Below are 12,127 nucleotides of genomic sequence, written 5' to 3'. Positions count from 1 at the left end.
CGCCGCGCGTCCGGACGGACCCAATCGCCGCGCGCCGGGTTGGAAACATGATGCTTGCGCAGGTGTTGACCGTCGCCCTGATGGCGCTGCTGCCCGCAGCGGGTACGCTGTCGGGCATCTTGCTCGCCGAATGGAAGCCGCCTTCGCGCGCGATGCGGGGCGCGATGCTGCATGCCGCCGCCGGGTTCGCGATGGCGCTGGTCGCGATCGACCTGATCCCCCGCGCGCAGGAACGGACCGGCGAATGGATCATCGCGGCGGCGGTGATGATCGGCAGCGGCCTGTCGCTGCTGCTGGCGCGCATGACCGGCAAGCTCGAGCGATGGATGGATGCGCGCACCGGGGCGGGCGGCGCATGGGGCGCCTATAGCGTCGTGCTGATCGATCTTTGCACCGACGGTCTGTTCACCGGCAGCGGCAGTACGATTTCGGCGGGACTGGGCTTCCTGCTCGCGCTGTCGCAACTGCTGGCCAACATGCCGGGCGGCTTTGCCGTCGCCAGTTCGCTGCGCGCTGGAGGCCTCGAGAAACGCCCGCGCCGGATCGCGCTGCTGGCGCTTCCGGCAGCCGCGCCGCTGATGGCTGTACTCGGCTTCGTGGCGCTGCGCGAAGCGCCCGATCCCGTGATCGGCTTCATTCTGGCCCTTCTGGCGGGACTGTTGCTGGTCGCCACCATCGAGGAACTGGTGCCCGAGGCGGACGCGCCCGAAGCGCCCCGCCGGCTCTCCAGCCCTGCCTTTGCGTTGGGGTTTGTGCTGCTCCTGCTAGGCTCAGCTTATCTCGGTGCGTGATCGCCCAGCGTTGGGCAACTAGCCGAGGCCCGACGCGTTGGTAGCGAACCGGCCGTATGAGGGCCGGAACGGGGAGCATGATGACCGAGCGAATCTGGACGCCCTATTGCGGCATCGGCCCCACGCCCGAGGGCTGGCTGCGCTGGAATTTCGATCCGGTGCTGCTCGTCGCGCTGCTGCTCGCCGCGCTTGCCTGGCGGCACTGGTCGCGCGGCGGCGATTCGCGCGCGGCCTGGGGTGCGCTGGGCGTCACGCTGTTCCTGTTCGTCAGTCCGTTCTGCGCGATGGGGTCGGCACTGTTCACCGTGCGCATCGTCCATGATCTGATCCTCGCCGCGCTGCTCGCCCCGCTGGTCACTGCCGCGCTTGCCTTGCAGCGACGCGCCCTCCCCGGATCGCTGACGATCTGGACCGCCGTGCATGCGCTCACTTTCTGGCTGTGGCATGCGCCGCCGCTCTATGCCGCTGCCCTGTCTTCCGACATGGTCTTCTGGGCGATGCAGATCAGCATCACCGGCACCGCCGCATTGTGGTGGGCGAAAGTTGTCCGCGCGCCCGCTGCTGCCTCGGTCGTGGCGCTGCTGGCGACGACGGTGGCAATGGGCGTGCTCGGCGCGCTGATCGTCTTCGCCGGCAGCGCGCTCTACGCGCCGCACTGGCTGACGACTCAGGCCTGGGGCCTGGCGCCGCTGGAGGATCAGCAGATTGCGGGCATCATCATGTGGGCGCCGGCGTCGGCAGTCTATCTGCTCGCGGCTATGGTAGTGCTCTACGGCGCACTGCGCCCGCGCGCGCTCGCCTGATGCTCGGAGCGATCCGCGACTGGGCCGAAAGCTATACGCGTACCGGCAAATACAGCCCCGTCGGGGTGTGGTTCCACTGGATCATGGCGGGGCTGGCGCTCTATCAGCTCTACAGCGGTTGGCGGATGAGCCGCCTGCCGGTGGGCGGCGACAAGCTCGCCGCCTATGCGCAGCACAGCGAAATCGGCTTTCTGATTCTGGCGATGGCGATCCTGCGCGGGCTTTGGCGGCTGCTCGTGATGGATCCGACCAATGACGCGCAGTCGCCTGCGTGGCAACGCTCGGCAGCGGAATGGACACAGCTTGCCTTTTACGGCCTGTTCGCGCTGCTGCCCCTCAGCGGCTGGTGCATGTGGTCGGCGATCCAACCCGCCGAACCGCTCAGCCTGGCGGGCATCATCCCCCTGCCCGCCATGCCCTTTTACGACCTGTCACCGGCATGGCAGCGCGAAGTGCTCGATCTGGCGCGGCGGCTGCATCTTGCCGGCGTGGTGGGCCTTGCGTTGCTCATTCCGCTGCATGTGGGCGCAGCGCTCAATCATCACTTCTTCGCACGCGACGACGTGGTCAGGGGCATATTGCCGGAGATTCCAGATTACGAGACGCCGGAGCCGGAGCAAGTGCAGCAAGATCCCGCACCTCGCGCGCGCTGAGCTCCAGCGCGACATCGTGCATCACATGACCGGGATCGCCATAACGTTCGCCCGACCGCCACTTGCGCAACTGTTCGGCAATATAGGGCGCGGGCTGTCCCGCCAGCGGCGGATTGCCGGGGCCGCGCCCGGCGCCGTCCTCGCCGTGACAGGCCGCGCAGGCGACCAAGCCGCGGCTCGCATCGCCTTCGAAATAGAGCAACCTCGCCGAGGTGGGCCCGCAGCTTGCCCTCGCGGCGACGGCCTCGCCGCCCTCGGACGGCCAAGGCAGCGCGGCATAGTATCGCGCCGCCCGTAAGCGGTCCTCACCGCTCAGCCTTTTGGCAATCGCGTACATTTGCGGGTCGTGCCGCTGGCCGGTGGCGAACAGCTCGAGTTGACGCGCCAGATATCCGGAGTCGAGCCCGGCGAGCCGTGGCACGAGATTGCCGTCGCCTTCTCCCTCGCGTCCGTGACAGGTGAAACAGGCGCCGCCCGCGCCGGCATCGCCCCCCGACAGCGCGATCATTTCGCCGCTTCGCGAAAAGGGACTTTCCACCGGTTCGGGACTGCATCCGGCGAGCAGCGCCACCAGAGCTGCGATACCGATCGGCTTGGGGATGTCGGGTGCGCGCGCTTTCATTGCCTCACGGGAACATTGCGCGCGCGCACTGGTTCCCATCGGGATGGGCGCGCGAACGGGAGGCGGGATTTGCATCACCGATGCCTGGTCGGACCGGCAATGACTGTGCTCGCCGCGCTCGCTGCGTGCAAACCACCCCCGCAAAGCCGGCATATCGGCGACCAATCCACCATGGCGCGAGGCAAGCAAGTGATCGCACAGGCCGGATGCGGCGCATGCCACGAAATTCCGGGCGTTGCATGGCCGCGCGGGAAGCTGGGGCCATCTCTTATGAATTACGACGATATCGGTTTCATCGCCGGGTCGCGCCCCGCCAGCATCGCCACACTCGCCACCTTCGTGCGCGATCCGCGCTCGGTTCGCCCCGATTCGACAATGCCTGCCATGCCGATCAGCGAAGCCGATGCGCGCGCGGTCGCCACTTATCTCTACGGGCAGGACGATGATTGACGCCGTGTGGGGATGGCCGCCGCCGGTACTCGATCCGGCAGGCCCCTATGCCGACAGCGTGACGCTGCTCGCCTGGGTGTTGTTCGGGCTCGGCGTGTTCGTCAGCGGCGTCGTGGTCGTCGCACTGTGGATCGCAGTCAAGGGCTCGCCCGGGCTGCGCGCGAAGCTGGGTGGCGAGCACGCCGTCTGGATCGGCGGCATTGCCTTTCCGGCGGTGGTGCTGGTCGCGCTGCTCGTCTGGGGATTGCTGCTCACCGCCAGTCTGACCAGGCCGATCAGCGGCGAGGAAATGCGCGTTCGCGTCACCGGCGAGATGTGGTGGTTTCGCGTCGCCTATCTCGATCCCGCCGGCAACACCGAGATGCTCGACGCGAACGAGATCCACATCCCCGTCGGCCATCCGGTGGTGCTCGAACTCGAATCGGCCGATGTCATCCACAATTTCTGGGTGCCCAATCTGTCGGGCAAAATGGACATGATCCCCGGTCGCACCAATTTGCTGCGCATCCAGGCCGATCGGCCGGGTCAGTTCGGCGGCGTCTGCGCCGAATATTGCGGCGGACCGCATGCGCTGATGGGCTTCGTGGTCATCGCCCACGAGCCCGAGGCGTGGAACCAATGGGTAGCCGCCCGCCGCGCGCGGCTGCAGGCCGCCTCCTCACCCCCGGCCGGAGCGGCGGCGCGCGGGCGCGCGCTGTTCATGGATGAAGGCTGCGCCGGCTGCCACCGCGTCGCCGGAACGCAGGCCAACGGACTGGCGGGCCCCGACCTCACCCATGTCGGCAGCCGCGCGACGCTGGGCGCGGGCATATTGCCCAACCATCGCGGCACGATGATGGGCTGGATCGGCGACAGCCAATCGATCAAACCGGGTAATCGCATGCCGCGTTACGACATGCTCTCCGCCGAGGAGATCGAAGCGATCGCGATCTGGCTGGAAACACAGCGGTGAGCGAAACCGGCTTCGATCCCGAACTGTACGCACGGTTTCCGACGAAGGAGCCGCGACCCGACGGCGAAATCGACGAGCTCAACCGCATCTGGGATGCACCGCGTGGCTTTTCGCTGATTACGGCGGTCAACAACAATTATGTCGGCTTCTGGTATGTCGCGACGGCGTTCCTGTTCTTCCTGCTCGCCGGCGTGCTCGCGCTCGGCATGCGCGTCCAGCTCGCCGCGCCGATGCAGGAATTCCTCGGCATGGAAACGTACAACCAGTTCTTCACCATGCACGGCACGGTGATGATGTTCCTGTTCGCCGTGCCTGCGGTGGAGGCGCTGGGCGTCATGCTCCTTCCGCAGATGCTGGCGGCGCGCGACCTCCCTTTCCCGCGACTTTCGGCCTACGCCTTCTGGGCCTATTTCGTCGGCGGCCTGTGCTTTTTCGCCTCGCTGTTCGTCGGGCTGGCCCCCAGCGGCGGCTGGTTCATGTATCCGCCGCTCACTTCGACCACCTATTCGCCGGGCATCAACGCCGATTTCTGGCTGCTTGGCATCGGCTTCATCGAAATCTCGGCGATCGCCGGGGCGGTGGAGATCATCGTCGGCGTGCTGCGCACGCGCGCTCCCGGGATGACGCTCGACAAGATGCCGATGTTCGCCTGGGCCATGCTGGTCTTCGCGGTGATGATCGTCGTCGCCTTTCCCGCCGTGATCCTGTGTACGCTGCTGCTCGAGATCGAGCGCGCGTTCAACTGGCCGTTCTTCGATGCGCTGCGCGGCGGCGATCCGCTGCTCTGGCAGCATCTCTTCTGGTTCTTCGGACACCCGGAGGTCTACATCATCTTCATCCCCGCCGCCGGGCTGATGTCGATGATGGTCGCCGCCGTCGCGCAGACGCCGCTGATCGGTTATCGGCTCAATGTGCTGGCGCTCGTGGCGACCGGCTTCATCAGCTTCGGCGTCTGGGCGCATCACATGTTCGCGACCGGCATTCCGCGCGTGTCGGCGGGCTATTTCTCGGCAGCGAGCATGGCGGTGAGCCTGCCAGCGGGCATTCAGGTCTTCTGCTGGATCGCGACGCTAGCCAGCGGGAAAATCCGGTGGAACGCGCCTGCATTGTTCGTCGTCGGATCGGTCGTGATCTTCACCATGGGCGGCATCACCGGCGTGATGCTCGGCATGGTGCCGTTCGACTGGCAGGCGCATGACACCTATTTCGTCGTCGCCCACCTTCATTACGTGCTGATGGGCGGGATGGTGTTCCCGATGTTCGCCGCCTTTTACTACTGGACGCCGATGACGAGCAGCCGCCCGCTGTCGGACCGGCTGGGCAAATGGGTGTTCGGGCTGATGTTCGCCGGGCTACACATCACCTTCCTGCCGATGCACCTTACCGGGCTGATGGGCATGCCGCGCCGCGTATTCACCTATCTGCCCGGGCGCGGGCTCGATCTGCTCAACCTCACTTCAACGATCGGATCGTTCGTGCTGGCGGCGGGAATCCTGCTATTCCTGATCGATTGCCTGCGCAATTTCCGCTTCATCGCCCGCGGCGAAGATGCCGGTAACGTCTATCACGGCGGCACGCTCGAGTGGCTGCCGACGGGCATGTATTCGACGCGATCGATCCCGCTGGTGCGCTCGCGCGAGCCGCTATGGGACGATCCCGACATCTGCGAACATGTCGAAGAGGGCCGCTATTTCCTGCCCAATGCACCGACCGGCACGCGCGAGACGCTGATCACCTCGCCAATCAAGGCCGAGCCGCAATATCTCCAGCTCATGCCCGGCCCGTCGCCCTGGCCGCTGGCGGCAGCGGTGTTCACTGCGGGCTTTTTCCTCGCGCTGACGGTGCAGGCCTATGGCTTCGCGGCGGTTTCCGGGGTGCTGGCACTCGGCGCGGTGCTGCGCTGGCTGTGGGAAACCGATCCGCCGCATGCCCGCAAAGAGGTCGATGTCGGCGCGGGCATCGTGCTGCCGATCGCGATCACCGGCCGGCACAGCCATAGCTGGTGGGCGCTCAACGTGCTGATGGTAGTGTTCGGGATGATCGGCTTCATGGCGATCTTCGCCTATCTCTACCTTTATGGCGTCCACACCGATTTCTGGACCGTCGCGCCGCCGCCTCTGCTTCAGACGGCCGGGATCGCGGCGCTCTGCGCGCTGGCGGTGCTGCTCGGCTGGGCGGGGCGCAGGGCACTGGCGGCAAAGGCTGGGCGCAAGCCGGGCAATTTCCCCTGGGTGGTGCAGGCTTTCGGCGCTGCCGCGCTGGTGCTGGCGCTCTGGTGGGACATCACCGGCTGGCAGGGCGCCGGGCTGGTCGCCACCGCCACCAGTCAGGGAGCCAGCATCTTCATGCTCATGGCGCTGCAAGGACAGGTCGTCGTGGTCGCGGTGATCATGGTCACTTATCTCGCCTTTCGCGAGGCGCGCGGGCTGCTCACCACGCCGACCAACGTGACGATGGACATCGTCGGCCGGTTCATCGGCTTTGCAGGGATCCAGGGCCTCGTCTTCGCGCTGGTGCCGAGGCTGTTTCCCGGTGGCTGAGGCGGAGCGCGAGGATATCAGCCGCCGCGCCAACTGGCGCGCGCTGGCCTTTGCCTTCCTCGTCTGGGCGGCGCATTTCATCGTCGTCTACGCCGTCGCGCTGGTGGCTCCAGACCACCCGGTCGACGGCTGGATCGCGAGTTTCGCCTGCCTCGCAGCGCTGGGCACGCTCTTCCTTTTCCATCGCCGCATCGGACCACAGGAAAGCACTCTCGCGCGAAGCGCGCGCGCCATCGCCGGCTTCGCCATCGTCCTGCAGACACTCCCGCCGCTGCTGCTCTAGCGCGGAACAACGGCGCTCCGCCTGCCGTTCTCTCGCAGTGAATACGGATCCCCATAGCGTTGGCGATGTCCTCGACGAACTCGAACGGCTCACCGAAGATGCTGACACGGTATCGATCGGCGATTTCCTCGCCGGCCTCGGCCGGCGCGGCTATGGGCCGGTCCTGCTCGTTCCCGCGCTTCTCGAAATTACGCCGGTCGGCGGCATACCGGGCGTGCCGACCTTTCTGGCGGCGATCATCATCACCTTCGCGGTACAGATACTGATCGGGCATGATCATCTCTGGCTGCCCGGCTTTATCGAGCGGCGGCGCCTCTCTTCGGGCAAGCTTTGCGAAGCCACGGCGAAGCTGCGCGGAACCGCCCGGTTCCTAGATCGCTGGTTCCACGGCCGCTTGCCGGCGCTGACGCGTCCGCCGATCCCGCGGATTGCGGCGGCGATCGTGATCCTGCTTGCCTGCACGGTCCCCCCGCTCGAACTGTTGCCCTTTGCCAGCACTGCGCCGATGGCGGCGATTGCGGCGTTCGGTCTCGCATTGCTCGTGCGCGACGGATTTCTGATGGCGATCGCAGGAATTCTCGCCATGGTGGCGCTGGGCGTCGGCTTCGGGCTGGTGGGCTCGGAAGTCGCCTGAAGCCGAAGGCAGTCAGGAACCGATGCGATTGCCCGGCGATTGGAGAGCGATGAAGCGCAACATCGCCATTCTGTCCGCATTGCTCGCCACCGCCGGTTGCGAGCAATTGCCGAGCGGCTCGAACCGGACGGTCGAATACCGCCTGACCGAAGCGGGCACGGTCGACCATGCGCTTTGCCTGCTCGGTTTCACGGCGATTCCGCTACGCGAAGTCTCGACCGGGCACCATCTGGTGGAGGCGGCCATCAACGGCAACGCCGCCGGTTTCGTGGTCGATACCGGTGCCAATGTCAGCGTCATCGACGATGCGCATGCGGAGCGGTTCGGACTCGTGAAATCATCCGGTGTCCTTTCCAGCTTGGGCGCGCGATCAATCGCCGGCGCAGGCAATGCCCGGCAGGCGATGGTCGACAGTTTCGTCATCGCCCCGGTCACGATCCGGCAGGACAATATCGTCAGCGCCGACCTGGGCCCGATGCTCTCCGCACTCGGGCAGGCGACCAACAGCGACGTGGCAGGCATTATAGGGCAAGATGTCCTGACCGAGCATCGCGCGGTCATCGATGTCAGCCGATCGATGCTCTATTTGATCGAAGAAGATAGCGACCCGGCGCCGGTTCCGGCAGGGCAATGCAGCCCCGAAGCTGAGGCTTAACCCGCAGACCGCCATACCGGTCTACCCGTTGTCCCGGCCCTAACGCGACGCCTTGCCCCTGGAGCACCGGCCTCTGTGCCCCAAGTGCGCTTGGCACTGTGCCCGGGCCAGCGGTTTTCCAGACCAAAGGTCAACGTCCGGCTATACCGTTCAGAAACAAGTCGACCGAGAAACGAAGGCGTTCTTCGATATCGTCCTGAGACAGGGGCTGTCCCGACACCATCGTGCGCACCGCGCCCCCGGCGGTCATGCTGAGAAATGTCGTCGCCGCAAGTCGCGGATTTTCGACCTTGATCTCGCCGCGCCCCGCATGGTCGCGCAAAAGGGCGATGAGGAACGCGATCGTGGGGCCGACCCCTTCCTCGAAAGCCTGCCGAAACAGATCGGGAAATTGCGCAGCCTGAGCGGTCAGAATCCGCTGAAGCCCGATCGCGTTGCGGTTCGCCATGTTGGAAATGCGCAGCCGCCCGACCCGCATCAGCGTCTCGCGAAGATCATCGCTGCGCAATCTCTCCAGCGCCTCGCGGTCGACGGTATAGTCGGCAATGGCGCGCGATACGACCGCCCGGAAAAGCGCCTCCTTGTCGTCATAATAGCTGTAGATCGTGCGTTTCGACATGCCGAGCGCGGCGGCGACGTCGTCCATCGTGGCGCCTTCATACCCTTTTTCGAGAAACAGATCGAAGCTTGTGGAAAGCAGTTCGGCATGGCGCTGGCGCGCCTGCTCGCGGGTCGGTCGCCCGCGCCGCGACGGCTTTTCCTGCGCATCGGATATTGCCGGCTTGCTTTTCTGGGCGCCGTTTTTCATAATGGTACTATAAATTACCTTTAATGATCGAACCAGGAAGAGAGTATGCCCTCCATCGGTCCCCAGACACGTCGCCTAACCGGGCTGGTCGATGACCACAATCGGTACGACATTCCGCACGCTGAGCTTCGCCAGGCCCAGACCGAGGCGATGCAGGAGCGTTTCGAGCAGCGCCGCGACGCCATCCCGCTGGTGAAACGCCGCGCCGAGGATGAGGGCGTCGATGCGATTTCCCGCCTCGAAGATGCCGTTCCGCTGCTGCTGCCGCACACCGCCTATAAGAGCTATCCTGAAAGCTTCCTGCTGGACGAACGCTGGGACCGGCTTGGCAAGTGGCTGAACACCGTCTCCACGCATCCCGTGCCGCAACTCGACACCGATGCGATTGCCGACATCGACGACTGGGTCGCGCAGCTTGCCGAGCGGGGCGTCTATGTATCCTGCTCCAGCGGGACCACGGGCAAGTCGGCCATGCTGGTCGCCTCCGAAGCCGATATGGACTGGATCCGGCGGGAGGCGCCGCAGGCCTATAGCTGGGGCTCGGGCGTTCCGTTGAATCGCGATCGCCGGATATTCGGGACAGGTCCCGCCGCCAGCGTCGCGCGCAACAATGTCACCGGCGAGGCCTATCGCGCGACGCTTCAGGACCCGGCCAGCGAGCCGTTCGTCTATCCCATTCCGCCGATCACGGTCGGCAGCCTGACCCGCATGGTGGTGCTGCGCAAGAAGATCGCCGAAGGCACCGCGCGGCCCAACGAGCTGGCCGAATATGAAGCAACGTCGGCAGCACGCAAGAAAGCCGTCGAGGACGCGGTGGGTATTGCCGCGCGCGAACTCGTCGAAGCGCGCAAGCAGCGGCTGCACGTTACCGGCATGTGGGCTTCGCTCTACGAGGTTGCGCGCGCCGTGCGCGACATGGGCTTTGCCGCCGACGACTTTCACCCGGAAAATTCGATCTATGTCGGCGGCGGGCTGAAAGGCGCGACGCTGCCCGACGACTATCGCGAATATGTCTACGGCACGTTCAACATCCGGCCCGAACGCAATTATCAGAATTATTCGATGCAGGAGCTGCATTCGGGCATGCCGCGCTGCCAGAAGGGCGGCCGCTATCACATCCCGCCCTGGGTGGTGCCGCTGATCCTCGACAAGGAAGGCAATGAACTGCTTCCGATTCAGGACGGCGAATATGAAGGGCGTGCGGCCTTTTTCGACCTGTCGATCGACGGGCGCTGGGGCGGCGTCATCTCGGGCGACCGCATCGCCATCGACTTTTCGCCCTGCGCCTGCGGCGCGCGCGGCCCGTCGATCCGCGACGACATCGTGCGCTATTCCGATCTTCAGGAAGGCGACGACAAGATTGGCTGCGCGGGTACCGTCGACGCTTATGTACGGGGAATGTCATGAACGTGATGAGCGACAACAGTCAGACCGCGGACGAAGCGGTCATCAGCGCGCCCTTTTTCCTGCGCGGAGACCTTGTCGAAGGCACAGCCGCGAACCACCGCTCGCGCGACCTGGGCGTGGAATTCGCGACGCCCGATCTCGACCTCGACAAGGCGATCCTGCCGCGCCACGAGTTGCCGCCGCTGCTCAACATGCCGCTCGATGAAATCATCGACTTCCTCGTCGAAACCGGCCGGCGCATGGCGGACCCCGCCAATCCCTATATGAGCGAAGTGGTCGAGCGGATGTGCAACACGCATATCCTGCCGCGCCAGGTTCTGGAGATGCAGGTCGCGACCGCCGCCGCCTATCTCAACCGGGACCTGCTCAAGACCACGGTCGAGCGCAACTTCCACGATCCGCGCGTGCTCGATGAATGGGTGCCGCAGGAGGATTTCACCGGCCGCAAGAGCTATGTGCGCGCCTTCGCCCCGCGCCTTGTCCATGTCCTGCCCGGAAACTCGCCGGGCGTGGCGGTAAAGTCGATTGCCCAGGGCGCGCTCGTCAAGGCGTTCAACCTGTTCAAGATGTCGTCGAGCGATCCGTTCACCACCGTGGCGATCCTGCGCACGATGGCCGACATCGACGCCGGGCACCCGATCGTCCAATCCATGTCCGCCGCCTATTGGCGCGGTGGCGACGAAATGGTCGAACCCATTATATTCCGGCCGCAATATTTCGACCGGATCGTCGCCTGGGGCGGCGGCGATGCCATCGACAATGTCATCAAATATCTGGGGCCGGGCCTGCAGCTCGTCTCCTTCGACCCCAAGACCTCGATCTCGATGGTCGGGCGCGAAGCCTTCGCGTCCGACGAAGCGATGCGGCAAGCCGCCGAACTCGCCGCCGACGACGTGATGATCCTGAACCAGGAAGCCTGCGTCGCCAGCCGTTTCCAGTTCGTCGAAGGCAGCGAGGAGCAGGTCGACCGCTTCGGCAAGGCGCTTCACCAAGCCATCGTCAAGCGCGCGGCCGCGTCGGGTGACAAGCGTGCCCTCGACCCCGATATGCGCGAACAGATCGAAACGCTGTCTTTCCTCGACGATGAATTCCGCGTCTGGGGCAAGCTCGATGGGTCGGGCGTCGTCGTGCGGTCCGAAGAACCGGTCGATTTCCATCCGATCAACAAGACCGCCAATGTCGTCCGCGTGGACTCGCTCGACGATGCGATGCGGTTCGTCAATGTCGCCACGCAGACGGTCGGCTTCTACCCCTTCGACCGCATGGACGACTATCGCGACCGGCTGGCCAGCGGCGGCGCGCAGCGCATCGTGCGGCTGGGCGAAGGCGGACCGAGCACGATCGGCAATCCGCATGACGCGATGTATCCGCTCCAGCGCTTCGTTCAATGGATGGCGCATGAGGACGGCACGCGCGCCGGCGCGGATAGCGCGCAGGGCGATATGAGCGGAACGCTGGAATAAGGGTCACGATTAAGGCCTCCCGCCGCAAGGCGGGCGCCTCACTGGCGGACATGCCGCCGAAGAAAA

The 12,127-nt window shown here is 65.5% G+C and carries 13 protein-coding genes; 11 read left to right on the top strand and 2 right to left on the bottom strand.

The genetic code is table 11. The annotated features are described in order from the left end of the window. Window positions 1–62: 62 nt before the first annotated feature. The 3 genes from G5C33_RS05860 to G5C33_RS05850 all read left to right on the top strand — a co-directional run bounded on the left by G5C33_RS05860 (window position 63) and on the right by G5C33_RS05850 (window position 2,247). The gene (locus G5C33_RS05860) at window positions 63–791 is read left to right on the top strand and encodes a ZIP family metal transporter (RefSeq protein WP_165326359.1); all 729 of its coding nucleotides are present in this window, start codon (window positions 63–65) and stop codon (window positions 789–791) included. Window positions 792–868: 77 nt separating this feature from the next. Beyond that, window positions 869–1,594: a cytochrome c oxidase assembly protein gene (locus tag G5C33_RS05855; protein ID WP_228275205.1), complete on the top strand. Its 726-nt coding sequence runs from the start codon at window positions 869–871 to the stop codon at window positions 1,592–1,594. Then, window positions 1,594–2,247, top strand: a complete 654-nt coding sequence (locus G5C33_RS05850) for a cytochrome b (RefSeq protein WP_165326357.1) — start codon at window positions 1,594–1,596, stop codon at window positions 2,245–2,247. Before G5C33_RS05855 ends, G5C33_RS05850 begins: the two co-directional genes overlap by 1 nt. Here the strand turns inward: G5C33_RS05850 and G5C33_RS05845 are convergent. Next, complete coding sequence (locus G5C33_RS05845) at window positions 2,162–2,869, bottom strand: c-type cytochrome (protein ID WP_165326356.1); 708 nt, start codon at window positions 2,867–2,869, stop codon at window positions 2,162–2,164. The genes G5C33_RS05850 and G5C33_RS05845 overlap by 86 nt on opposite strands. A gap of 99 nt (window positions 2,870–2,968) precedes the next feature. On the opposite strand from G5C33_RS05845, the gene G5C33_RS05840 reads away from it, so the two are divergent. The 6 genes from G5C33_RS05840 to G5C33_RS05815 are packed head-to-tail and all read left to right on the top strand — an operon-like array spanning window position 2,969 to window position 8,383. After that, window positions 2,969–3,319 carry a c-type cytochrome gene (locus G5C33_RS05840; protein WP_165326355.1) on the top strand — a complete coding sequence of 117 codons (351 nt, stop codon included), beginning with the start codon at window positions 2,969–2,971 and terminating at the stop codon, window positions 3,317–3,319. Then, complete coding sequence (locus tag G5C33_RS05835; RefSeq protein ID WP_228275204.1) at window positions 3,312–4,271, top strand: cytochrome c oxidase subunit II; 960 nt, start codon at window positions 3,312–3,314, stop codon at window positions 4,269–4,271. The genes G5C33_RS05840 and G5C33_RS05835 overlap by 8 nt, the downstream gene beginning before the upstream one ends. Then, complete coding sequence (locus tag G5C33_RS05830) at window positions 4,268–6,811, top strand: cbb3-type cytochrome c oxidase subunit I (protein WP_165326353.1); 2,544 nt, start codon at window positions 4,268–4,270, stop codon at window positions 6,809–6,811. The genes G5C33_RS05835 and G5C33_RS05830 overlap by 4 nt, the downstream gene beginning before the upstream one ends. Further along, entirely contained in the window at window positions 6,804–7,094 is a 291-nt protein-coding gene (locus tag G5C33_RS05825) for a hypothetical protein (RefSeq protein WP_165326352.1), read from the top strand. The genes G5C33_RS05830 and G5C33_RS05825 overlap by 8 nt, the downstream gene beginning before the upstream one ends. Window positions 7,095–7,131: 37 nt before the next feature. Beyond that, window positions 7,132–7,728, top strand: a complete 597-nt coding sequence (locus G5C33_RS05820) for an exopolysaccharide biosynthesis protein (protein WP_165326351.1) — start codon at window positions 7,132–7,134, stop codon at window positions 7,726–7,728. A 49-nt stretch (window positions 7,729–7,777) separates the two neighbouring features. Beyond that, complete coding sequence (locus tag G5C33_RS05815) at window positions 7,778–8,383, top strand: retropepsin-like aspartic protease (protein ID WP_165326350.1); 606 nt, start codon at window positions 7,778–7,780, stop codon at window positions 8,381–8,383. 130 nt (window positions 8,384–8,513) lie between these two features. Here G5C33_RS05815 and G5C33_RS05810 read toward each other — a convergent pair whose 3' ends face one another. Next, the gene (locus G5C33_RS05810; RefSeq protein WP_165326349.1) at window positions 8,514–9,191 is read right to left on the bottom strand and encodes a TetR/AcrR family transcriptional regulator; all 678 of its coding nucleotides are present in this window, start codon (window positions 9,189–9,191) and stop codon (window positions 8,514–8,516) included. A gap of 45 nt (window positions 9,192–9,236) precedes the next feature. Here G5C33_RS05810 and G5C33_RS05805 point away from each other — a divergent pair, with 45 nt between their 5' ends. Both G5C33_RS05805 and G5C33_RS05800 read left to right on the top strand, forming a co-directional pair. Next, window positions 9,237–10,598 (top strand): hypothetical protein, encoded by a 1,362-nt coding sequence (locus tag G5C33_RS05805; RefSeq protein ID WP_228275203.1) that lies wholly within the window; start codon window positions 9,237–9,239, stop codon window positions 10,596–10,598. Continuing rightward, a complete protein-coding gene (locus tag G5C33_RS05800) occupies window positions 10,595–12,061 on the top strand; it encodes an acyl-CoA reductase (protein WP_165326348.1) in 1,467 nt (488 codons plus the stop codon). The genes G5C33_RS05805 and G5C33_RS05800 overlap by 4 nt, the downstream gene beginning before the upstream one ends. The last annotated feature ends 66 nt before the right edge of the window (window positions 12,062–12,127 follow it).

The sequence above is a fragment of the Sphingosinithalassobacter tenebrarum genome (genome assembly GCF_011057975.1).
Lineage (GTDB): Bacteria > Pseudomonadota > Alphaproteobacteria > Sphingomonadales > Sphingomonadaceae > Sphingomonas > Sphingomonas tenebrarum.
This window is presented reverse-complemented; position numbering and strand designations above follow the sequence as displayed.

Coding starts and splice junctions, on each gene's coding strand:
- G5C33_RS05800 (WP_165326348.1), top strand. CDS start 10,595: ATGAACGTGATGAGCGACAACAGTCAGACCGCGGACGAAGCGGTCATC.
- G5C33_RS05855 (WP_228275205.1), top strand. CDS start 869: ATGATGACCGAGCGAATCTGGACGCCCTATTGCGGCATCGGCCCCACG.
- G5C33_RS05840 (WP_165326355.1), top strand. CDS start 2,969: ATGACTGTGCTCGCCGCGCTCGCTGCGTGCAAACCACCCCCGCAAAGC.
- G5C33_RS05815 (WP_165326350.1), top strand. CDS start 7,778: ATGAAGCGCAACATCGCCATTCTGTCCGCATTGCTCGCCACCGCCGGT.
- G5C33_RS05835 (WP_228275204.1), top strand. CDS start 3,312: ATGATTGACGCCGTGTGGGGATGGCCGCCGCCGGTACTCGATCCGGCA.
- G5C33_RS05805 (WP_228275203.1), top strand. CDS start 9,237: ATGCCCTCCATCGGTCCCCAGACACGTCGCCTAACCGGGCTGGTCGAT.
- G5C33_RS05810 (WP_165326349.1), bottom strand. CDS start 9,191: ATGAAAAACGGCGCCCAGAAAAGCAAGCCGGCAATATCCGATGCGCAG.
- G5C33_RS05850 (WP_165326357.1), top strand. CDS start 1,594: ATGCTCGGAGCGATCCGCGACTGGGCCGAAAGCTATACGCGTACCGGC.
- G5C33_RS05845 (WP_165326356.1), bottom strand. CDS start 2,869: ATGAAAGCGCGCGCACCCGACATCCCCAAGCCGATCGGTATCGCAGCT.